This is a genomic window from Saccharomonospora sp. NPDC046836 (genome assembly GCF_040645195.1).
Taxonomy (GTDB): Bacteria; Actinomycetota; Actinomycetes; order Mycobacteriales; family Pseudonocardiaceae; genus Prauserella_A.
In genome coordinates this window covers 58579-79769 of the sequence record NZ_JBEYXW010000011.1, presented here as the reverse complement: position 1 = coordinate 79769, position 21191 = coordinate 58579, and the positions used below count along the sequence as shown (strand labels likewise).

Below are 21191 nucleotides of genomic sequence, written 5' to 3'. Positions count from 1 at the left end.
GCATCGCGGTTCGGCCTCGGCCTCGCCGGAGCGGGGAATTCGCGGCCCGGAGCGCGGCACTCGCCCACCAGACCGGGGGACTCGCGCGCCCGAACGGGCAACTCACGCGCCTGAGCGGGGGACTCGCGTGCCTGAGCGGGGGACTCGCGACGGGGCCGGTCCCCCGCTCCCGGCTGACGGGAGGTCACATGTTGATCATGTGGCCGACTAGGCCGTGGATGGCTTCCTTCACTGCCTCGCCGAGGGTCGGGTGGGCGTGAACGTTGCGGGCCACCTCGTGCACCGTGAGGTCCCACTGCTGGGCCAGGGTCAGCTCCGGCAGGAGCTCGGTCACCTCGGGGCCGATCAGGTGCGCACCGAGCAGCTCGCCGTACTTGGCATCGCTGACGATCTTGGCGAAGCCCACGGTGTCGGCGAGGCCGTGTGCCTTGCCGTTGGCCGTGAACGGGAACTTCGCGACCTGCACGTCGTAGCCCTCCGCACGCGCCTGCTCCTCCGTCAGGCCGAAGCTGGCGATCTGCGGCTGACAATAGGTCGCCCGCGGGATCATGCGGTAGTCGAGCTCCATCGTCTCGGCGTCGGCGATGGTCTCGGCCGCGATGATGCCCATCGACTCGGCCGCGTGGGCGAGCATGAGCTTGGCCGTCACGTCACCGATGGCGAAGATGTGCGGCACGCTCGTGCGGCAGCGGCCATCCACATCGATCGCGCCGCGCTCGGTGAGCTGCACGCCCGCGTTCTCCAGCCCGTAACCGTCCACATTGGGCTGGAAACCCATGGCCTGCAGCACCTTGCCAGCCTCGATGGTCTGGCGCTCGCCGTCCTTGGACACGGTGACCCGAACCCGCTCGCCATCGTCCTCAATGGACTCCACGCGGGTCGACGTGAGCACGTCGATACCGAGTCGGCGGTACCGCCGGGCCAGCTCCGCCGACACCTCCTCGTCCTCGAGCGGCACCATCCGGTCCATGAACTCAACGATGGTGACCTTCACGCCATAGTTGTGCAGGACGTAGGCGAACTCGACGCCGATGGCCCCCGCACCGGCGATCACGATGCTGTCCGGCAACTCGGACGCGAGGATCTGCTCCTCGTAGGTCACCACGCGGTCGCTCACCGAGGTGCCCGGCAGCAGCTTCGGGGTGGCACCCGCCGCGATGATGCAGTGGTCGAAGGTGATCGTGTCGGTCTCCCCACCCGCACGGCGCACCTCGATCGCCTTGTCGCTGACGAACGCGCCACGCCCCTCGAACTGCGTGATCGCATTCTTCTTCATGAGGTAGTGCACGCCCTTGACACGGCCGTCGGCGACCTTGCGGCTGCGCTGGAACGCGGCGAGGTAGTCGAAGGTCACCGTTCCGTCGACCTGGATGCCGAACGTGCGCGCTTCCGTGGTGAAAAGGTGCGCCAGTTCGGCGTTACGGAGCAATGCTTTCGACGGGATGCAGCCGACGTTCAGGCACACCCCACCCCAGTAACGCTCCTCGATGATGGCGGTGTCGAATCCGAGCTGAGCCGCACGGACGGCGGCGGTGTACCCACCGGGCCCTGCCCCCAGCACCACAACGTCGAAGTGTTCGCTCATGGTCGCCGATTATGCCTTCACTATTTCGGGTGGCGGGTCGTCCCCACGCACTTCACCCAGTAACGACGTGACCGCCGTCATAATGCGTTCCGTTGCCTCGCGGAGCTGGCTCGCGGTCGGCTTGTCGGTCACCAGATCCGACAGGTCCACCGGCGGGCCGGCCACCAGCTCGACCCGGCGCCGGGGAAACACCCGCGGCAGCCAGACGCCCTCCGGCAACACGTGCTGCGACCCCCAGCACGCCAGCGGCACCACAGGAGTCCCCGTCGTGAGTGCCACCCGGGCGAGCCCGGTCTTGGCCTTCATCGGCCAGCCGTCCGCGCGGTCGGTGAACGTGCCCTCGGGAAACACGACGACGCAGTCACCCGCGCGCACGGCATCGACCGTGTCGCGATACGCCTCCAGGGCGCTCGCCTTGCCGCGGTGCACCTGGATGTGCCGACCAGAACGCATCACACTGCGAACCACCGGCACCTTCCACAGGCCCGCCTTGGCGAAGAACCGTGGGACGCGCTCACCCAGCAGGCAGTACACCGTCACCATGATCGGATCGGCGAACGACAGGTGGTTACAGGCGACGAGCACACCGCCGTCGCGCGGCAGGTGCCGGCTGCCCGACACCCGCAACCTGGTGCCCACCGCGAGCACCGGTGCGATCAGATCGATGGCCAGGCCGAACCAGAATCCGCGTCTGCTCCGGGGAAACCAGCGCAGCGCGGTTAGTGGCCGGAGCCGGATTGCGTCGGCCACCCCGCGAGATCGCGCACGATCCGCTGCGCCCGCACCAGGCCGGGTACCTCCGCCGGGTTGAACTCGCCGCGCTCGGCCTGGTGTTCGGCCTCCGCGAGCTTGGCGAGCAAACCGGCCACCTCGACGGTCGGCTGCTGCCTCATCCTGGTCCCCTTCCCGGAAGTTCAGTCGGCACGCTCCAGCACGACGACCGGAATGTCCCGTTCGGTCTTGTTCTGGTACTCGTCGTAGGAAGGCCAGACCTTGACCATCTTGGGCCACAGAACAGCCTTCTCCTCCTTACCGGCCGTGCGTGCCTTCGCGGCGAACTTGTCCGCCTTCACCTGTACCTGCACGTCGGGCTCGGCCAGCAGGTTGAGGTACCAGCCGGGGTGGTTGTCGGCGCCGCCCTTCGACGCGACGACCAGGTAGTCGCCCTCGTGCTCCTGGTAGATCAGGGCGAACTTGCGCGGTTGTCCCGTTTTACGGCCCTTGGTGGTGAGGATCAGGACCGGTGCGTCCTGCTCCCAGTCGTGGCCGACCTCACCATTGGTCTCCTCGTAGCGGCGGACGTGCTCATCGCCGAACAACATGGGTAAACATCCCTTCGTCTGCTACATACCCACACTAATCCTCAGCCGCCGAGCACGTCGGCCAGGAGATCACGGTCCACGTTGCCGCCCGAGACCACGATCACGGTCCGCCCTCGGGGCAACTCACCCGCCCTGTGCAGGTAGGCCGCGAGGCCCACGGCGCCACTCGGCTCGGCGACCAGCCTGCCCTTCGTCGCCAGCGTCGCCATCGCCGATCGGATCTCGTCCTCGCTGACGGTCACGATGTCATCGAGCACAGCGCGCAGGTGCGCGAACGTCAGGTCCGACGGCTGCGAACGCAGGCCGTCGGCAATGGTGCGGGCACGCCGGTCGATCGGCCAGTCCGCGAGCACGCCTGCCCGCAGGCTCTCCTGTGAGTCGCCGGCCAGTTCCGGCTCCACGCCGATCACCGTCGCATCCGGGGCCAGCGCCTTGACAGCCGTGCCGACGCCGGACGCCAGCCCGCCGCCGCTGACCGGCACGAGGACCAGCTCCACATCGGGCAGGTCGGTCGCGATCTCCAGACCGATCGTGCCCTGCCCTGCGATGATGTCCGGGTGGTCGAACGGTGGGACCAGCACCGCGCCCAGCTGCTCCACCAGCTCGTAGGCCGCTGACTCCCGCTCGCCGATCGGCACCAGGACCACCTCCGCGCCGTAAGCACGGGTGTTGTCGACCTTGACCTGGGGCGTCACATCGGGCATGACGATGTGCGCCGGGATGCCGAACGTGCGGGCGGCGTAGGCGACGGCCTGCGCGTGGTTGCCACTGGAGTAGGCGACCACCCCGCGCCGGCGGGTGCGCGCGTCCAGGCCGGCGATCGCGTTCTGCGCACCCCGCAGTTTGAACGCGCCGATCGGTTGCAGGTTCTCCGGCTTCAGCCACAACGGGCGTTCCGCGTCGGCCCACGGACTCGGCAGCAGCGGAGTGCGCACGACCGCGCCGCGGATGCGGTCGGCGGCGGCGCGGATGTCGTCGATCGTCACGAGTTCCACGGCTCTGAGTCTGCCTCAGCCAGGCGTGCCACTGTGGACGACGGCGGTCGGCGCGCGAGCGGCGAGGCGGAACAGCCCTAGCGCCACCAGCCCGAGCAGCGCGGACCGGTCCGGCAAGCCGCGAACAGCCAGGCCGGCACAGTGACTCCCCTCCCAGGACACCGGGCCGCAGCCTAGCCATTCCACCTCACGCTACGTAAACGAAAAAGCCCCAAGGCCACCTTGGTTGCGTTCAACGCAACCAAGGTGGCCTTGGGGAGGGTAACCCGAACGGGTCAGAAGCGGATCGTGTGCAGAGTTTCGTAGCTACGGGCAGCGGTCACCAGTGGGTCGGTCGGCTGGTCGTGCTCCACGACGTACTCCCGCACTCCCGAGACGTCCCGGCGCCGGAAGATGCGGCGGAAGTCGATCGTGCCGTAGCCGACGTCCTCGAACGCTCCGCCCGGCGCCATGTCCTTGACGTGGAACACGGGGAACCGGCCGGGATAACGCTCGAAGTAGGCCACCGGGTCGTACCCGGCGCGGATGATCCAGTACAGGTCGAGCTCGAAGTCCACATACCTCGGGTCGGTCTCGCTCGCCAGTATGTCGTAGAGCACCTCGCCGTCGACGGTCCGGAAGTCGAAATCATGGTTGTGGTACAAGAACTTCAGCCCGGCCGCCCTCGCCGCCTCACCCGCCGCGGTGAACTCCGCGGCCACCTGCCGGTAGCCCGCCGGTGTCCACAGTGAACTCGGCAGCGACGGCACCACGACCCATTTCACACCGAGTACGTGGGCGTTGTCGAGCTCGCGCTGCCAGTCGCCGCGGATCGCGTCGAGCGAGAGGTGCGTCAGCACCGCCCGCAGTCCCGCATGGTCCAGCATCGCGCGGAACTGCTGCGGCGTGTGCCCGTACAACCCGCTCACGCCCACCGTCGAGTAGCCGATCCTGCCCAGCGCATCGAGCGTCCCTTGTGGATCGGAGGTCATCAGCGAACGCACCGTGTACAGCTGGATGCCGATGTGGCCGGGCGGCACGCGGCGCGGCCCCGACGCCAGCGCCGTGCCACCCAGCAGCCCGCTCGCACCGGCCACCGCCGCACTCGACACCGCCGCCAGGCGCAGGAAGTCCCTTCGCGTACTCATCCGGTCACGCCCTTTCCGTTGAACTGCAACACATCCAGCGAGAGCAGGTCCGGCTGGTCCGCCGACCAGTCCGGGTTGACGAACACGAGGTAGAGCTTCACCGTCCGGCCGGGATCGGTCAGCGTGACGTCGCGGGTGACGACGTTGCCCCAGCCGCCCGTGTTGGCGATGTGCACCGAGCCGAGCAGCTCACCGTCCGGCGCGTCGGCACGAAACTCGATCGTGCCGCCGATGCCGCCCGAGCTGGCGCTGACGGTCAGCGAGTCGATGCCACGCAGGTTGATCGGGTCATAGGCCACCCAGTCGCCGTGTTCGATCTCGCCGAGCCGCTTGCCTGCGGAGGCATCGGCCCTGCTCAGCACCTCGACACCACTGGCGTCCTCGAAGTGCTCGGCTTCTTTGTGCTTGGGTTCCAGCGTCACGTGCGCCGACCCGGTGAGCGGTGGCACGCCGTGCTTGCCGCCGCCGTCGGTGTACTGCGCGCTCAGCGCCGCGTACAGGTTCTGGCCCGGCCCATGGCTGTCGCCGGTGTCCGTGGCGACCTCACCGGTGCAGCCCGTGACGTTGTCCATTGGGTGCAGGTGATCGTCGTGGCCCAGCTGCGACTGCACCACGACCTTCGAGCAGTCGATCGTGGCGTCCTCGCGGTCGGTCACCTCTACCCGGAACGGGATCGTGTCACCGAACTCGAACATCCCGCCGTCCGGCGGCAGCACGATCCGCACCTCCGGCCGGGTGTTGCCGACCGTGATCTCGGTGACGGCGACGGCCGTGAGGTCCGGGTTCTCGGTGCTGGTCACCGTCAGCCGCGCCGTGTACTGACCGCGCTTGGTGTACTTGTGCGACGGGTTGGCCTTGGTGGAGTCCGTGGTGCCGTCGCCGTCGAAGTCCCAGGCGTAGGTGACCGGCTCGCCGTCACCGCCTGCCGAGCCCGCACTGGAGAAGCTGACATTCAGCGGCGCTTTGCCGGAGTCGGCGGAGGTCGTGATCTTCGCCGTCGGCGGCCGCCCGTCGGCGACGTAGTCGATGCGGTAGATCCCCGCGCCGTCGTTGCTGCCACCGCGCCCGGTTCCGCTGCCGGCACCGAAGTCGATGACGTAGAGCGAGCCGTCGGGGCCGAACTGCGCCTCGAACGGCTGGATCCACTCCATGTCCGCGAAGACCGAGTTGATGGACAACAGGTCTCCACTGTGGACAGGGGCGAAGCGCGGGTCGGTGAACGTCTGGTCTCGCTGCTGGACCGACATCACCTTGAACCACTTGCGGGTCAGCTCGTAGTTGAACCACTTGCCGTCGAAGTACTCGGGGAACTTCGTGACGCGTGAGTTGTCCGGGTCGTAGTCGTAGACCGGCCCCGCCATGGGACCGCCGCCGCCGGTCCCCAGCTCGGGGAACTCCGCCGAGGCCGAGTAGGCGTAGGAGATCCACGCCGGCTGCGCGGGTGGCAGCTCACGGAGCCCGGTGTTGTTGGGCGAGTCGTTCACGGGGTTGCCGCAGTCGAACGCCTCGCCGGAGGTTCCGGTCGCGAAGTCATAGTCGACGAACGGCGTGTTGTTACCCGTGCAGTAGGGCCAGCCCTGGTTGCTCGCCTCCGTGATGCGGAGGAACTCCACCGTCCCTTCCGGACCGCGTGCCGGATCGGCCTGCCGCGCATCCGGACCGTAGTCACCGACGAGCAGCGCGCTGGTCTGCGGATCGACGGTGATGCGGAACGGGTTACGCAGACCCATCACATAGATCTCCGGCCGGGTCGACGCGGTGCCGGGTGCGAACAGGTTTCCCTCGGGGATCGTGTAGGTGCCGTCGGACTGCGGAGTGATCCGCAGAACCTTGCCGCGCAGGTCGTTGGTGTTCGCGGAGGTGCCCTGCGCGTCCCAGGCGCGCCTGCCATCGCGCTCGTCGATCGGCGTGAACCCGTCCGAGGCGAACGGGTCGGTGTTGTCGCCGGTGGCGATATAGAGGTTGCCGTCGTTGCCGAAGGTGATCGACCCGGCCATGTGCGAGTTCGCCCTGCCCTCGCCGCGGAAGGTGGGGATCTCCAGCAGCACCTTCTCCGTCGCGGGATCGACGGTGTTGTCGGCCGACACCGTGAAACGCGACAGGTTGAGCTTCGCCTCCGCCGGATCCGAGTACAGCAGGTACAGCTGGTTGTTCTCGGCGAAGTCGGGATCGAGGGTGAGCCCGAGCAGCCCATCCGACTGGCTGGTCATCTCCGGGGTGTACTGGAAGTCCAGCGCCGTGGTGACTTCGAGCGTGCCCTGGTCGATCACCTTGAGCGCGCCCGTGCGCTGGATGTAGAACACGCGCCGGTCGGGTGCCACGGCCAGTTCGAACGGGTCCGCGAGCCCCTCGGAGACGAGTGGGACACGCTGGAAGTTGCCGGTCTGCGTCGCCGAGCAGTCACCTTCGACGGCACCGGCAGCCCATTCGATGCCGCCGAGCAGGTGCTTGCGGAACAGCTCGTCGGAGAACTTCTCCGCGGCGTGCCCACCCGCGGTGAACCACGACCGCCCGCCGTCGTAGTTCTGGCACCACGAGTAGGGGTGGTCGACGCCCTCGTCGAGACCGGTGATGCCGTCGCGCACCTTGATCTGCGCGAGGGTGTGCACCTTGCCGGTCGGGTTGACGCGCCAGTTGTACCACTCCTCGTGCTGTTCCCACAGCTCCGGAATGTCCTTTGTAGATGGATGGGCTCGGTCGAGGACCTTGACCCTGCCGACCTGTGGAACGGGATGGTGATCGAAGATCGCCCCGACCAGACCCTCATACCAGGTCCAGTCGCGTTCACTCGCCGAGGCGGCGTGCAGGCCGAGCCAGCCACCGCCGCCCTGAACGTAGCGCTGGAGCGCCGCACGCTGTTCCGCGTCGAGCAGGTCACCCGAAGCCGGCGTGGAGTTGGTGTTGTTGAAGACGACGGCATCGAACCGCGCCAGGTTCTCATCGGTGAACGCGGCAGCGTCCTCAGTGGACTCAACGGCGAAGCCTTGCTCGGCGCCGAGCTGCTCGATCGCCGCGATGCCGGCGGGAATCGAATCGTGGTAGAAGTTCGTGACCTTGGAGAACACCAGCACACTGAAGCGTTGCTGCGCGGTCGCCGGAAGCGCCGAGGCGATTCCGGCGGCGAGCAACAGCGCGAGGAGTGCCGCGAGCACACGGGCACGTCTCGATCCGGACATGTGGACCCTCTCCATTGAGTGTTCGAATACGACATGCCGGGAAGTATTCGGTTGTGGTGCCGGGTGATTCTGCGATCGGCTCAGTCCGCCACGACGGCCGCCCCGAGGTGGTCCCGAATGTGCCGGGTCGCCTTGGTGAACTCGGGCTCGGCCATGGTCTTGCCGTAGTCCCGCTCCACCGGCAGGTTGACCTCGATGACACCGGCGACGGTGCCCGGCCTCGCCGTGATCATCACGACCCGGTCGGCCAGGTACACCGCCTCGGCGATCGAGTGGGTCACCAGCAGCACGGTGGTCTTGGTCTCCTGCCAGATGCGGCGCAGCTCGACGTTGAGCTGTTCGCGGGTGAGCGCGTCCAGTGCGCCGAACGGCTCGTCCATGAGCAGCACGGGTGGGCGGTGCAGCAGCGCACGGCACAGGGCGACGCGCTGCTGCATGCCCCCGGAGAGCTCATGCGGGTAGGCATCCTCGAACCCGCGGAGCCCCGCCATCTCGATGAGCTCGTCGGCACGCGCCGCCGCCGCACGCGCCGGCATGCGGCGCATTTCGGCCTGCAGCAGGATGTTCTTGCGGGCCGACCGCCATTCCAGCAGCGCGGCCTTCTGGAAGACGTAGCCGACGTCCTTGCGCGGACCCGACACGCGGTCACCCAGCAGCCGCACGCTGCCTGCCGACGGCGCGAGCAGGCCGGACGCCAGCTTCAGCAGGGTCGACTTGCCGCAGCCGGACGGCCCGACGATCGCGACGAACTCGCCGGGGTCCACCCGCATCGTCACGTCGCGCAGCGCGGTGACGTCTCGCTTCTTGGTGCGAAAACGCACCGCGACATCCTCGATCTCGACCGCGTACTCAGGCATCCGCCGATCACTCCTCTGGCGCGAGGTCACTGACCCAGTAGGCGCTGGGCTCCTCGGCGTTCTCGATCACGCCTGCCTCGGCGAAGATCTCGATAGTGGCGCGCCAGTCGGCTTCGGTGTTGACCCCGGGCGCCTGGCCCTGCGTGCTGTCGGTGTGCAGCAGTTCCAATGTGGAGGCCAGCTGCTCGGCGAGCACCTCCTTCGACGGCAACTGCTCCGAGGCACCCTGCATGGCGTCCACGGCGGCGGGCTGGTTCTGCTGCACCGCGGTCCACGCCTCGCTCGTCGCGGCGACCATCCGCGAGGGGAGGTCGCCCCGCTCGTCGAGCACGTCCTGCGCGGCGATCAGACCATTGCTGTAGAAGTTCAGGCCATGCTCGGCGAAGCGCAGGTAGGAGACCTCCTTGCCGGCCCTCTCCTGCATCGTTGGGCCCTGGTCGGTCGCGTAGCCGAGCAGCGCGTCGGTCTGCCCCGACATAACGGCCGCCATCTTGCCGGCGGCGTCGGTGTTCTGCAGCGAAACGTCACCCTCGGCGAGGCCGTTGGCCTTCAGGAAAGCAGGGAACGTCTTGCTCAGCGCGTCACCAGCGGTGGTCGCGATGGTCTTGCCCCTGAGGTCAGCCGGCGAGCTGATGTTCTGCTCGGTGAAGAACTGCACCGACGCCGGGGTGGTCTGCAGGAACACGCCGATGTTCTTGACGTCCAGCCCCTGCGACACCCCGGCCAGCACCGCGGGCGTGTCGGCCCAGCCGAAGTCGGTCTGGCCGGCCGCCGTGGCCTGCACGGTCTTCTGCGATCCCTGCCCCGCCCTGATCTCCAGGTCGATCCCGTGCTTCTCGTAGATGCCCTGCGCCTTGCCGTAGAAGAACGGTGCGTGCTCACCGTAGGGGTACCAGTTGAGGGTCAGCGTGACCTTGTCGAGGGTCTGGCCCTGCGCGTTGGTCGTGGTCTCCGGCTCGGAGCCACCACAACCCACGGCGAACAGGAGCACCGCGGCGACACCGGCGACGAGTGCGGGTAGCTTCATCTGCTTTCCTTATCTCACAGGGGTTCACATAGTTGTGGTGACGCCTTCGGCGCGGCGGCTCGCGTGCCACGGCAGCACGAGCTGTTCCAGCCATTCCACGAGCACGAACAGCAGGACGCCGAGCAGCGACATGATCAGCAGCCCGGCGAACAGCACCGGGGTGTCGAGGTTGCCGTTGGCCTGCAGGATGACGAAGCCGAGGCCCGCGTCGGCGCCGACGAACTCGCCGACCACCGCGCCGGTCACCGCCATCGTCGCGGCGACCTTCAGCCCCGAGAACAGGTGAGGCAGCGACGCAGGGAACCGGATCTTCCAGAAGGTCTGAGCCGGCTTCGCGCCCATGGTCGCCGACAGCTCCAGCATCTCCGGGTCGACGGACTTGAGCCCGGTGACCATGGAGATCACGACCGGGAAGAACGCCATCAGCACGGCGACGACGATCTTGGGTCCGAGGCCGAAACCGAGCCACACCACGAACAGCGGAGCGATCGCGATCTTCGGGATCACCTGCGCGAAGAGCAGCAGCGGATACAGGGTCTTCTCGACGGTGGCCGACTGGACCATCACCAGTGCGGCGAACACGCCGATCACGGCGGCGATGACGAACCCGAGCACCGTCTCGTACGCGGTGGTCCAGGTGTGCTCCCAGAAGTACTGCGGCCGCTGCGCGATCACGTCGAACGTATCGCCGGGCGAGGGCACCAGGTATGGTTCGATCAGCTCCGCCGCTGTCACCGCCCACCACACGACGAACAGCGCGGCGAGCAGCGCGAACGGCCGCCACGTCCGCTCCAGGAACCCGCCGAAACGCTGCACCGCTCCTGGCCGCTTTCGCTCGGTCACACCGTCCGAGGGCGGCTTCCCAGCCGGTTCGGTACGCGCGGATTGACTGTGCGTGACCATGACCCTCCGTTCGCCTTCGAACGTGCTGGGAAGCACCCGATCGATGCCAGAACTCGCAGTGCTGATAGCGCTTTCTGAATGCGCTTTCAGGTAGAGTAGGCAGACCGGGAAACCCGGTCAAGCTTTCTTTGAAACAGGAGTTGCCATGGAGGCCCGCCCCCACGTGACGCTCGAGGACGTCGCCCGCGCCGCCGAGGTGTCGCTGGCCACCGCGTCCCGGGCGCTCAACGGGACAACCAAGGTCAGGTCGGATCTGCGCGAGCGGGTGCTCGCCGCGGCCGAGCAGCTCGCCTACACGCCCAACGCACACGCGCAGGCGCTGGCCGGGGCCTCGCATCGCACGGTCGGCGTCATCTGCCACGACGTGAGCGACCCCTACTTCGCGGCCATCGCCCGCGGCGTCATGCGGGTCGCAGGCGACAACGGGCTACTCGTGATGCTGGCCAGCACCTTCCGCGATCCGCAGAAGGAGATCGCCTACATCTCGATGCTGCGTGCCCAGCGCGCCTCGGCGATCCTGCTCGTCGGCTCCGGCTTCGAGGACAAGGCGTGGGAGCGGGCACTCGCCGCCGAGATCGACCCGTACCGGCGGGGTGGCGGGCAGGTCGCGGTCGTGAGCAGGCACCGCAGCCTGCGGGTGGACAGCGTTCAGCCGGAGAACCGTGAGGGTGCCGCCCAGCTGGCACAGGCGATGCTCGACCTCGGCCACCGGCGCTTCGCGGTGCTCGCCGGCCCGCGCGCGCTGACCACGGTCGTCGACCGTCTCGCGGGATTCCGGGAGACACTGGCCGCGGCCGGCGTGGAGCTCGCCGAGGCCGACATCGTGGAGGCGCCGTTCACCCGCGACGGCGGCCACGCCGCGATGCGCGAGCTGCTGGCCCGCGGGCTCGACGCGACCTGCGTGTTCGCGGTCACCGACGTGATGGCGATCGGGGCGCTCACCGCACTGCGCGAGGCGGGCCTCTCCGTTCCGGACGACGTGTCGCTCGCCGGATTCGACGACATCCCGGTGGTTCGTGACCTGACGCCGCCGCTGACCACCGTGGCGCTGCCGCTGGAGGAGCTCGGCGAGCGCGCGATGGAACTGGCCATTCGTGACACCAGGGGCTCGCGCAGCCGGGTCGTGCGGCTGCACGGCGAAGTCGTCCTGCGCGACAGCACGAGGAGGGCGTGAAGTAATGGTGCAGGACCTGACGATCGAGCGGATCGAGACCTTCGCCGTTGCGCTGCCGACGCTACGTTCGTTCGGGGTCTCCGGCGGCGCGGTCGCCGTCGCGGGCAAGCCGAGCGTGCGCGTGCTCGTCAAGGTCAGCGCGGACGGGGTGAGCGGCTGGGGTGAGGCGACACCGATTCCCGCCTGGACGTACGAGACGACGGAGTCGATCGTCACGACGATCGACCGTTACCTCGCCCCGGCCGTGCTCGGGCGCCCGTGCTGGGACCTCGACGGCGTGACGGCGGCGTTCGACCGGGCGATCAACCGCGGGTTCACCATCGGCTCCCCGCTGGCCAAGGCCGCTGTCGACATGGCGCTGCACGACGTGCTCGGCAAGGCGATCGGGGTACCGGTCAGCACCCTGTGGGGCAGGCGGCGCCGGGACCGGATCACGCTCGGCTGGATGGTGTCCGGGCAGACGGCGGCCGAGGTCGCCGACTGTGTTGCCGAGGGCCGCGCGCTCGGCTACCGGGCGTTCAAGGTCAAGATCGGCCTGCACGGCGAGCGGGAGGACCTCGCGGTCGTGCGCGCGGTGCGCGAGGCCGAACCGGATGCGCCGCTGTGGGTCGATGCGAACCAGGCGTTCACGACCGACTCGGCGTTGCGCATGGCGCACGAGCTCGCCGCGCTCGGGGTCACCGCGTTCGAGCAGCCGTTGCCCGCCAACGACATCGTCGGCCTGCGCCGGTTGCGCGGCGACTCCCCCATCCCGGTCGCGCTGGACGAGAGCCTGCGGCACCCGAGCGATCTGGCCACCTTCGTCCAGCTGGACGCTGTCGATGTCGCCATCGCCAAGGTGCAGCGCAGCGGCGGGCTGACACTGTCGCTGCGGCTCTGCTCGCTCGCCGAGGACTGCGGCGTACGGTTGATGGGCTCCGGGCTCACCGATTCCGATCTCGGCCTCGCCGCGTCGCTGCACCTGTTCGCCGCGTTCGGCATCGACACCCCGGTCGACCTCAACGGCAGGCAGTTCGTGGACTCGGTGTACGCGTCGGGTGTCCAGGTGACCGGCGGCATCGCGGAGGTGCCCACCGGTGCCGGGCTCGGTGTGGAGGTTGACGAGTCGGTGGTGCGCCAGCTGGCGTTCGATCCGTTGTCCTGACCGGCTTCGCCAATTGTTCGTCCACAATGGATATTCCACTATGGATGTTGCCCAAACGAAGTGCCCGCCGCCCGGTCCCCGGCAAAGAAGGTCTACACACTGGCTCCTCTGGGTAGTAACATGGTTACGCTCTGCCCTGGGAGGCCACCGTGGCCAACGAAGACGGACTCGATCGTCTGTTGCGAGCCTGGCGCGACGACATCGACAGCGAGCCGTTCCCGGCGATCGTTGACGTCGTGCTGCCCAGACAACTGCGCCGGCACCTCCGCGATGACGTCGGTCACAGCCGGCCCGCGAGCAGTGCGACCAGGGGCTCACCGGCCAACAGGGAGCACTGACCTGCGTCGCGCCGCAACCTCGACCATGGTGGAAGTCGGGGTACTGTGGCGGTCGTGACGACCAAGCTCGCCGAGTACCTGAGTATCGGACAGGTCGCCGAACGCAGCGGCGTACCGCACACGGCCCTGCGGTTCTACGAGGACCGCGGGCTCATCAGCTCGCAGCGTTCGGCAGGCAACCAGCGCCGCTACCCGCGGACCGTGTTACGCCGCATCGCCTTCATCCGCTCCGCCCAGCGGGTGGGCCTGACCCTGGAGGAGATCAGCCAGGCGCTGGCCGCGCTCCCCCGCGACCATGCCCCGACGAAGGCGGACTGGGCACGCCTGTCCCGCAACTGGCGCGACGAGATCGACGCCAGGATCGATGCCCTGCAGCGGCTGCGCGATCAGCTCACCGGCTGCGTCGGCTGTGGCTGTCTTTCGCTGCGCACCTGCGGTCTGCACAACTCCGAGGACAGGATGTCGTCGTTGGGTCCCGGCGCGCCCCTGTTGAAACCGGCCGCCGAGGGCGGCATCTGACTACCCCGCGAAAAGTGGTTGCGCGGACGACGACCGATGTGCGCGAATAGTGCGCGATATGAATGAAACAGACGTCATCCGCGTCTCGAAGAAACTCTCGCACTACCTACGGCACGCACCCGGTCGCATTGGCATCGACCTCACGACGGACGGTTGGGTGGAGGTCGACGTCCTGCTCACCGCGCTTACCGGGCACGGGCTTCGCCTCACCAGGGCCGACCTCGACGAGGTCGTCTCCCGCAACGACAAGCAGCGCTTCGCCTATGACGAGACCGGCCGCCGCATCCGTGCCAACCAGGGGCACAGCGTCGCTGTGGAGCTGAACCTGCCGATGGCGATTCCACCGGCCGTGCTCTACCACGGAACCGTAGCGCGGTTCCTGCCCGCGATCCTGCGCGCGGGGCTGCGGCCGATGAGCCGCCACGATGTCCACCTGTCCGCCAGCGTCGCCACCGCCACCGCCGTGGGCGCCCGCCGGGGCACACCCGTGGTGCTCGAAGTCGACGCACAGGCGATGGCCGACGCGGGGCACGAGTTCCGGGTCAGCGCCAACGGGGTGTGGCTCACCCGCGGCGTCCCACCCGCGTTCCTCCGCCGCCGGTAGGTTCTCAGCCGCGGCGCCGCGGCCGCCCGAGCAGGCGCTTGCCGATATCGATGAGGTGCTGTTCGAGCGTTCGGTCGTCGACATCGGCGTGTGCGCAGCCACCTGCGGCCAGCGCGGCGCCCGCGAGCAGCACCTTCACCGTGAGAATGCCGGCGAGGTCCGGATCGGGGCCCGCGAGCAGCGACATCATGCGCTCCATGACGTTCTCGTCCGCCGGGCGCTCCAGTGACCTGTTGATTGCCCGAATGATTCCGGGATCGGTGTTGAACAGGCCCACCAGTGGGCGGTGACGCACCACGAGGTCGACGAATCCGGCCAGTGCGTGGTCGATCTGCGCGCCCCGCGTCCGTTGCGTGCTCGCGTCGTCGAGGATCACGCCCAGCTCGCGCAGCGCTGGCGCGGCGACGGCCTCGGTGATCTCGTCCTTGGTCTTGAAGTGGTAGTAGACAGCCGCCTTCGTGACACCCAGCTCGTCCGCGATCATCTGCAGCGACGTGCCTTCCACACCGTGTTCGCTGAACAGTTTCAGTGCGGTGGCGAGCAGGCGTGACCTGGTGTCCTCGGCGACGGTGCCGGCAGTCATTGGGAATCCTCCTCACAAGCAGCCCGACAGTACGCCCCGCCTAGCCGACCGGCAAGCCGTTACCTGCCGATCGGCTAGTTCGCCACTTGCTGTCCGGCAAGTCACACACTTGCCGACCGGCTTGGACTCGCCTAGCCGATCGGCTAGCTTGGAAGTACCCGATCGTGTAGACCACACCCAGAAGGAGCCTGGCGTGGCTGTTCTGCTTTCCCGACTCGGCCGGTTCTCCTTCCGGCGCCGTCGCCTCATGACGGGGGTGTGGGTGGTCCTGCTCCTGGGGCTGGGCCTCGGCGCCCTCACGCTGTCCGGGCAGATGACCAACTCCATCACCATCCCGGGCACCGAGTCCCAGCGTGCCATCGACCAGCTCGAGGAACGCTTTCCCGAGGCGGGTGTCGGGGGTGCCACGGCGCGCGTCGCGATCGCCGCTCCGGAAGGCGCCACCCTGGACCGCGCCGCCGTCGAGGAGGTCGTCTCCGCGCTGCGCGAGGCGCCGAGGGTCACGGCGGTGACGGACCCGTTCCAGACGAGGTCCATCTCCCCCGACGGCCGCGTTGCGCTCGCCCAGGTGAGCTACCCCGTACCCGGGTTCGAGCTCACCGACACCGAGCGGGAGGCGTTGCTCGCGGCAGCCGAGCCGGGCCGCGAGGCCGGGCTCGCGGTGGAGTTCGGCGGGGACGCCGTGATGCCGGCCTTCGAAACGGAGGCCACGGAGGCCATTGGCGTCGCCATCGCCGCCGTGGTGCTGGTGATCACGTTCGGCTCGTTGATCGCCGCCGGGCTGCCGCTGCTGACGGCACTGATCGGTGTCGGCGTCGGCATGGCAGGGATCACGATGGCGTCCGGCTTCCTCGAACTCAACGCCAACACACCGGTGCTGGCGTTGATGATCGGGCTCGCGGTCGGGATCGACTACGCGCTGTTCATCGTCTCCCGCTACCGCCACGAACTCCGCACCGGGCTGAGTCCCGAGGAGGCCGCCGCCCGCGCGGTCGGCACCGCCGGGTCCGCCGTCGTGTTCGCCGGGCTGACCGTCATCATCGCGTTGGCAGGTCTCACCGTCGTCGGTGTCCCGTTGCTCGGCGAGATGGGCCTCGCCGCATCGGTCACGGTCGCCGTCGCCGTGCTGATCGCCGTCTCACTGCTGCCAGCCATGCTCGGTTTCGCGGGCACCAAGGTGCTCGGCGGCCGGATCCCCGGCCTGCGCCGGATCGACTCCGATGGGCCGACCGCGGGTCAGCGCTGGGCGTCCTTCGTGGCACGACACCGGATCCTGGTGCTGGTCGGCGCCGTCGCGGCACTACTGGTGATCGCGATTCCCGCCCTGTCGATGCGACTCGGCCTGCCGACCGACGACACAGCGGCCCCGGATGCCACGCAGCGCAAGGCATACGACCTCATCAGCTCCGGTTTCGGCGAAGGCGCCAACGGTCCGCTCACCGTGGTGCTCGAAGCGGAAGGCGACCCGCAGGGTGCCGCCCGAGCCGTCACCGAACGGATAGCCGCACTCGACGACGTCGCCGCGGTCACTCCGCCGCAGTTCAACGCCGCCGGTGACACCGCGCTGCTCACTGTGATTCCGCTGAGCTCGCCCAGCAGCGCCGCCACGGAGGACCTGGTCACCGCGATCCGCGCCGAAGCCGGTGGGCTGCACGACCAGACGGGTGCGAGCATCAGCGTGACGGGTCAGACCGCGATGAACATCGACGTGTCCCGCAAGATGGCCGATGCTCTGCTGCCGTACCTCTCGCTCATCGTGGGCCTCGCGTTCGTCCTGCTGATGCTGGTGTTCCGCTCGGTGATCGTGCCGCTGAAGGCGACACTGGGCTTCCTCGGCTCGGTCATCGCCGCCTTCGGCGCCGTCGTCGCGGTGTTCCAGTGGGGCTGGCTGAGCGACGTGCTCGGTGTCGAGTCGACGGGGCCGATCATGAGCATGCTGCCGATCCTGCTGATCGGCGTGCTCTTCGGGCTCGCGATGGACTACCAGGTGTTCCTGGTGACCCGGATGCGCGAGGAGTACGTGCACGGTGCCGCGCCCGGCGCCGCGATGGTCACCGGCTTCACCCATGGTTCCCGCGTGGTCGTGGCCGCCGCACTCATCATGATCAGTGTCTTCGCCGGGTTCGTGCTGGCACCGGATACGCTGATCCAGTCGATCGGCTTCGCGCTCGCCTTCGGGGTCGCGGTCGACGCGTTCGTGGTGCGCATGACGATCGTCCCGGCGGTGATGTCGCTACTCGGCAAACACGCGTGGTGGCTGCCGAAGTGGCTCGACCGGATCCTGCCCAATGTGGACGTCGAGGGCGAGCGCCTCACCACCGCCGAAGGGCGACGCGAAGGCGGCCACGGTTCCGACCCCACCCTCGAACCAGTTTAAGCAGCTTTCTGATAAGCGGCGGAGCCGCTTGCGCGGGGCATGCAACTCACACCGCCGCGGGTTCTCAGCCGTCTTCTCGCGAGGACAGCGACGACGTGGTGAATTGGACATTCATAAGGAGGAGATCCCGCAGCCGAGGACACTGCGGCGCGGAGCGCCTCGACCAGGGGTGGCGGTCGGGCTGGCGGGCGGGAGGCTGAGGTTCCGCCACCCGCACCGCCACGCGGGCCACGTCCAACTATTAAGTCAGGCCAGCCAGGTGATGGCGCCGCCGATGGAGAGGAGGGCGGCGGCGCCGAGGGCGACGGAGAGGCCCCGGGAGTTGTTCTTCCAGGTGCTGTAGACGCCGCCACCCAGGAAACCCGCAAGAGCCAGCAACAGCACCGCGACCCATTCGCCCGACATCTACAGCACACCCTTCGTCGATGGAATCCCGCCTGCGCGGGGATCGGCCTCGGTGGCCGCCCGCAGTGCCCGCGCGACGGCCTTGTACTGCGCCTCCGCGATGTGGTGCGGGTCCCTGCCGTGCACGACCCGGACATGCAGCGCGATCTGCGCGTGGAACGACAGCGAGTCGAACACGTGGCGGGTCAGCACGAACGGGTAGTTGCCACCGATGGTGAACGTATTGAATTGCTCGGGTTCCCCGACGTGCACGCAGTAGGGCCGGCCGGAGACATCGATCGCCGCGTGCGCGAGCGTCTCGTCCATCGGGATCCAGGCGTCGCCGAAGCGGCGGATGCCCTTCTTGTCGCCGAGCGCCTCGCGGATCGCCTGCCCCAGCACGATGGCCGTGTCCTCGACCGTGTGGTGCGCATCGATGTGCACGTCACCCCGCGCCTCGATGCGCAGGTCCAGCGACCCGTGCACGCCGAAGGAGTGCAGCATGTGGTCGTAGAACGCGACGCCGGTGGCCACCTCCACCTGGCCGGTCCCGTCCAGATCGACCTCGACCGTGATCGAGGACTCCTTCGTGGTGCGTTCGACCTTGCCGACCCGGCTCACCTGGGGACCTCCTTGCTCGCCTGCAGAAAGGCGTCGTTCTCCTCGGGCGTGCCGATGGTCACCCTGAGGTGGCCTTCGATGCCGACGTTCCGGATCAGCACCCCGCTATCCACATAGGACTTCCAAGCCGCTGCCGCGTCGGCGAACCGTCCGAAGAGGATGAAGTTCGCGTCACTCGGCACCGGCGTGAAACCGAGGCCCTGCAGGGATTCTGCCACCCGATCACGCTCAACGGCGAGCTTCGCGACGGACGCGAGCGTCTGCTCCGCATGTGCGAGCGCCGCTCGGGCGGCGGCCTGCGTGAGCGAGGAGAGGTGGTAGGGCAGGCGTACCAGCTGCAGCGCGTCCACCATCGCGGGCGCCGCAGCGAGGTAGCCGAGCCGGCCACCGGCGAACGCGAACGCCTTGCTCATCGTGCGGGAGACGATCAGCTTGGCTGGATAGGAATCCAGCAGGTGCACCGCACTCGGCTGTGTGGAGAACTCGGCGTAGGCCTCGTCGACGACCACGATGCCCGGCGCCGCACGCAACACCGCCTCCAGCTCACCCAGCGGGATCGAGCCACCGGTGGGGTTGTTCGGACTGGTCACGAACACCACGTCCGGACGCCGCTGCGCGACCAGCCCCGCGGCACGCGCGGTGTCGAGCGTGAAGTCCGGGCGGCGCGGCGTCGGCACCCATTCGGTGCGCGTGCCCGCCGCGATGATCGGGTGCATCGAGTAGGACGGTTCGAAGCCGAGCGCGCTGCGATCGGGACCGCCGAATGCCTGCAGGATCTGCTGCAGGATCTCGTTCGATCCGTTGGCAGCCCACAGGTTCCGCTCCGTCAGCGGCACCCCCGTCGACTCCGTGAGGTAGGCGGCCAGGTCACGGCGCAGGCCCACGGCGTCGCGGTCCGGGTAACGGTGCAGCTCGGCGGCCACCGCGCGGATCGACTCGGTCACGTCCGCCACCAGCTCGGCCGGCGGCGGGTACGGGTTCTCGTTGGTGTTCAACCGCACCGGCACGTCCAGCTGCGGCGCCCCGTACGGGCTGCGTCCCCGCAGGTCCGCACGCAGCGGCAGCTGCTCCAGTGTCACCTCGTCGCCGGCGGTCACGCGGCACCACCGGGGAAACGTGCCGTCACGGCCTCGCCGTGTGCTGGCAGGTCCTCGGCGTTGGCCAGTGCCACGACCTTGCCTGCCACTTCGCGCAGCGCGTCGGCGCTGTAGTCGATCACGTGGATGCCGCGCAGGAACGTCTGCACCGACAGTCCCGAGGAGTGCCGCGCGAAACCGCCGGTCGGCAGGACATGGTTGGAGCCTGCGCAGTAGTCACCGAGCGACACCGGGGCGTATGGGCCGACGAACACCGCGCCCGCATTGCGGACGCGCCCGGCGACCTCACGTGCGTTCGCCGTCTGTATCTCGAGGTGCTCGGCGGCGTAGACGTCCACCACCCGCAGCCCATCGTCCAGTGTGGACACCAGCACCGTGCCCGACTGCTTGCCGCGCAAGGCTTCGCCGATGCGCTCGGTGTGCTTGGTCGCCGCGACCCGGCGCTCCAGCTCGGCGTCGACCGCGTCCGCCAGCGTTTCCGAGGTGGTGACGAGGACACTGGCGGCGAGGGTGTCGTGCTCGGCCTGGCTCACCAGGTCGGCGGCGACGTGCACCGGGTCGGCGGTCTCGTCGGCAAGGATGGCGATCTCGGTGGGCCCCGCTTCGGAGTCGATACCGATCAGCCCGCGCAGCATCCGTTTGGCAGCGGTCAGGTAGATGTTGCCTGGGCCGGTGACCATGTCGACGGGTTCGAGCGTGCTGCCATCGGTGTCGGTGCCGCCGAAGGCCAGCAGGGCGACCGCCTGCGCACCCCCGACCGCCCACACCTCGTCCACGTCGAGCAGGGCGGCCGCCGCGAGGATCGTCGGGTGCGGCAGCCCACCGAACTCCGCCTGCGGCGGCGAGCACACCACCAGCGAGGCGACACCGGCCGCCTGCGCGGGCACGACGTTCATCACCACGCTCGACGGGTAGACGGCGAGCCCACCGGGCGCGTAAAGGCCCACCCGGCCGACCGGTACCCAGCGCTCGGTGACGGTGCCACCCTCGGCGACCTGCGTGGTGACGTCGGCACGACGCTGGTCGGCGTGCACGACTCGGGCTCGGGCGATGGACTCCTCGACGGCCTCGCGCACGGCCGGGTCCAGCTCGGCCAGCGCGCGCCGCAGCTCGGTGGCCGGCACGCGCACGGCCGCGGGGCGGACCCGGTCGAAGCGCTCGGTGTAGTCCAGCACCGCCTCGACCCCGCGGTCCCGGACCGCCTCGACCACCGGACGCACCTGATGCAGCGCCGCGTCCACGTCCACCTCGGCGCGCGGCAGCGTGGCGCGCAGCTCCACCGGTGAAGGGACACGACCTCGCAGGTCGGTGCGGCTCAACATAGGTCTAGGGTACGAGGAACGATGTCGCCCGCGACC

The 21191-nt window shown here is 68.8% G+C and carries 21 protein-coding genes; 6 read left to right on the top strand and 15 right to left on the bottom strand.

Annotation, left to right across the window (positions count from 1 at the left end; translation table 11 throughout):
• Nucleotides 1-184: 184 nt before the first annotated feature.
• From lpdA to ABZ863_RS15220, 10 genes are all read right to left on the bottom strand, one after another.
• Nucleotides 185-1585 carry a dihydrolipoyl dehydrogenase gene (lpdA, locus tag ABZ863_RS15265; protein ID WP_358535555.1) on the bottom strand — a complete coding sequence of 467 codons (1401 nt, stop codon included), beginning with the start codon at nt 1583-1585 and terminating at the stop codon, nt 185-187.
• Between the two features lie 9 nt (nt 1586-1594).
• The gene (locus tag ABZ863_RS15260; protein ID WP_358535553.1) at nt 1595-2335 is read right to left on the bottom strand and encodes a lysophospholipid acyltransferase family protein; all 741 of its coding nucleotides are present in this window, start codon (nt 2333-2335) and stop codon (nt 1595-1597) included.
• A complete protein-coding gene (locus tag ABZ863_RS15255; protein ID WP_358535551.1) occupies nt 2305-2478 on the bottom strand; it encodes a hypothetical protein in 174 nt (57 codons plus the stop codon). Before ABZ863_RS15255 ends, ABZ863_RS15260 begins: the two co-directional genes overlap by 31 nt.
• Before the next feature lie 21 nt (nt 2479-2499).
• The gene (locus ABZ863_RS15250; RefSeq protein WP_358535549.1) at nt 2500-2907 is read right to left on the bottom strand and encodes a nitroreductase family deazaflavin-dependent oxidoreductase; all 408 of its coding nucleotides are present in this window, start codon (nt 2905-2907) and stop codon (nt 2500-2502) included.
• Nucleotides 2908-2948: 41 nt separating this feature from the next.
• Nucleotides 2949-3902, bottom strand: coding sequence for a threonine/serine dehydratase (locus tag ABZ863_RS15245; RefSeq protein ID WP_358535547.1), 954 nt, complete (start codon nt 3900-3902; stop codon nt 2949-2951).
• Nucleotides 3903-4177: 275 nt separating this feature from the next.
• Complete coding sequence (locus ABZ863_RS15240; RefSeq protein WP_358535545.1) at nt 4178-5029, bottom strand: sugar phosphate isomerase/epimerase; 852 nt, start codon at nt 5027-5029, stop codon at nt 4178-4180.
• Nucleotides 5026-8205, bottom strand: a complete 3180-nt coding sequence (locus tag ABZ863_RS15235; protein WP_358535543.1) for a ThuA domain-containing protein — start codon at nt 8203-8205, stop codon at nt 5026-5028. Before ABZ863_RS15235 ends, ABZ863_RS15240 begins: the two co-directional genes overlap by 4 nt.
• Before the next feature lie 80 nt (nt 8206-8285).
• Complete coding sequence (locus tag ABZ863_RS15230; RefSeq protein ID WP_358535541.1) at nt 8286-9062, bottom strand: ABC transporter ATP-binding protein; 777 nt, start codon at nt 9060-9062, stop codon at nt 8286-8288.
• Between the two features lie 7 nt (nt 9063-9069).
• A complete protein-coding gene (locus tag ABZ863_RS15225; RefSeq protein ID WP_358535539.1) occupies nt 9070-10089 on the bottom strand; it encodes an ABC transporter substrate-binding protein in 1020 nt (339 codons plus the stop codon).
• A 24-nt stretch (nt 10090-10113) separates the two neighbouring features.
• Nucleotides 10114-10992: an ABC transporter permease gene (locus ABZ863_RS15220; protein ID WP_358535537.1), complete on the bottom strand. Its 879-nt coding sequence runs from the start codon at nt 10990-10992 to the stop codon at nt 10114-10116.
• Between the two features lie 145 nt (nt 10993-11137).
• Between ABZ863_RS15220 and ABZ863_RS15215 the strand changes: the two genes are divergently transcribed.
• The 5 genes from ABZ863_RS15215 (at nt 11138) to ABZ863_RS15195 (ending at nt 14771) form a co-directional block, all read left to right on the top strand.
• Nucleotides 11138-12166, top strand: coding sequence for a LacI family DNA-binding transcriptional regulator (locus ABZ863_RS15215; RefSeq protein ID WP_358535535.1), 1029 nt, complete (start codon nt 11138-11140; stop codon nt 12164-12166).
• A 4-nt stretch (nt 12167-12170) separates the two neighbouring features.
• Nucleotides 12171-13310 carry an enolase C-terminal domain-like protein gene (locus ABZ863_RS15210; protein WP_358535533.1) on the top strand — a complete coding sequence of 380 codons (1140 nt, stop codon included), beginning with the start codon at nt 12171-12173 and terminating at the stop codon, nt 13308-13310.
• 149 nt (nt 13311-13459) lie between these two features.
• Entirely contained in the window at nt 13460-13648 is a 189-nt protein-coding gene (locus ABZ863_RS15205; RefSeq protein WP_358535531.1) for a hypothetical protein, read from the top strand.
• A 54-nt stretch (nt 13649-13702) separates the two neighbouring features.
• Nucleotides 13703-14167, top strand: a complete 465-nt coding sequence (gene soxR, locus ABZ863_RS15200; protein WP_358535529.1) for a redox-sensitive transcriptional activator SoxR — start codon at nt 13703-13705, stop codon at nt 14165-14167.
• A gap of 58 nt (nt 14168-14225) precedes the next feature.
• Nucleotides 14226-14771 (top strand): RNA 2'-phosphotransferase, encoded by a 546-nt coding sequence (locus ABZ863_RS15195; RefSeq protein WP_358535527.1) that lies wholly within the window; start codon nt 14226-14228, stop codon nt 14769-14771.
• Between the two features lie 4 nt (nt 14772-14775).
• Here the strand turns inward: ABZ863_RS15195 and ABZ863_RS15190 are convergent, their stop codons facing one another.
• Nucleotides 14776-15354 (bottom strand): TetR family transcriptional regulator, encoded by a 579-nt coding sequence (locus ABZ863_RS15190; RefSeq protein ID WP_358535525.1) that lies wholly within the window; start codon nt 15352-15354, stop codon nt 14776-14778.
• A 193-nt stretch (nt 15355-15547) separates the two neighbouring features.
• Here ABZ863_RS15190 and ABZ863_RS15185 point away from each other — a divergent pair, with 193 nt between their 5' ends.
• A complete protein-coding gene (locus ABZ863_RS15185; RefSeq protein ID WP_358535523.1) occupies nt 15548-17731 on the top strand; it encodes an MMPL family transporter in 2184 nt (727 codons plus the stop codon).
• 246 nt (nt 17732-17977) lie between these two features.
• Here the strand turns inward: ABZ863_RS15185 and ABZ863_RS15180 are convergent, their stop codons facing one another.
• The 4 genes from ABZ863_RS15180 to hisD are packed head-to-tail and all read right to left on the bottom strand — an operon-like array spanning nt 17978 to nt 21155.
• Nucleotides 17978-18136, bottom strand: a complete 159-nt coding sequence (locus ABZ863_RS15180; RefSeq protein WP_358535521.1) for a hypothetical protein — start codon at nt 18134-18136, stop codon at nt 17978-17980.
• Nucleotides 18137-18736 carry an imidazoleglycerol-phosphate dehydratase HisB gene (gene hisB / locus ABZ863_RS15175; RefSeq protein ID WP_358535519.1) on the bottom strand — a complete coding sequence of 200 codons (600 nt, stop codon included), beginning with the start codon at nt 18734-18736 and terminating at the stop codon, nt 18137-18139. It lies immediately after the preceding gene.
• Complete coding sequence (locus ABZ863_RS15170) at nt 18733-19833, bottom strand: histidinol-phosphate transaminase (RefSeq protein ID WP_358535517.1); 1101 nt, start codon at nt 19831-19833, stop codon at nt 18733-18735. Before ABZ863_RS15170 ends, hisB begins: the two co-directional genes overlap by 4 nt.
• On the bottom strand, nt 19830-21155 hold the full coding sequence (hisD, locus tag ABZ863_RS15165) for a histidinol dehydrogenase (protein ID WP_358535515.1): 1326 nt from the start codon (nt 21153-21155) through the stop codon (nt 19830-19832). Before hisD ends, ABZ863_RS15170 begins: the two co-directional genes overlap by 4 nt.
• Nucleotides 21156-21191: the final 36 nt, after the last annotated feature.